The 552-nt window shown below is 62.1% G+C and carries 1 protein-coding gene; it reads left to right on the forward strand.

Going from position 1 to position 552, the window contains the following annotated elements; genetic code table 11:
* On the forward strand, window positions 1-238 hold a 238-nt coding region (locus F8N85_RS35980; protein WP_150807656.1), incomplete at its 5' end, for a hypothetical protein.
* Window positions 239-552 lie beyond the last annotated feature (314 nt).

Here is a 552-nt window from a genome sequence, read left to right on the forward strand (position 1 = left end):
GTCGACCCGTAACTTCCCGAACCGTCTGGGCGACGGCGCGAACGTCTACCTGGCTTCGGCCGAGTTGGCGTCTGTCGCCTCCATCCTGGGTCGTCTGCCGACCGTCGAGGAGTACATGGAATACGCCGGCAAGATCGACAGCATGGCGGCCGATGTTTACCGCTACCTGTCCTTCGACCAGATCGCCGAGTTCCGTGAAGCGGCTGCGAACGCCAACATCCCGGTCGTTCAAGCCTGACGCCTGTGGCGAGGGAGCTTGCTCCCGCCGGCCTGTCCGCGCCCGGGCGCAGCAATCGTAAAATCAGCCCCCGCATTCCATCTGGATACTCGCGGTGGCTGATTTTCGGGCCGCTTCGCAACCCAGCGGGAGCAAGCTCCCTCGCCACAAAAAAACGCCGCCCATCGTGAGATGAGCGGCGTTTTTTCATGCCTGTACGAAGATCAACTGTGTGGGCGTACTCGCGGGGTGTCAGTAGGCACTTGTATTGACTGACACACCGCCTTCTCGCAGCCCCTCAATTGTCTGGGTACATCCGCGAGAGCCAGGCCGGC

The sequence above is a fragment of the Pseudomonas fluorescens genome (assembly GCF_902497875.1).
Taxonomy (GTDB): Bacteria; Pseudomonadota; Gammaproteobacteria; order Pseudomonadales; family Pseudomonadaceae; genus Aquipseudomonas; species Aquipseudomonas fluorescens_BR.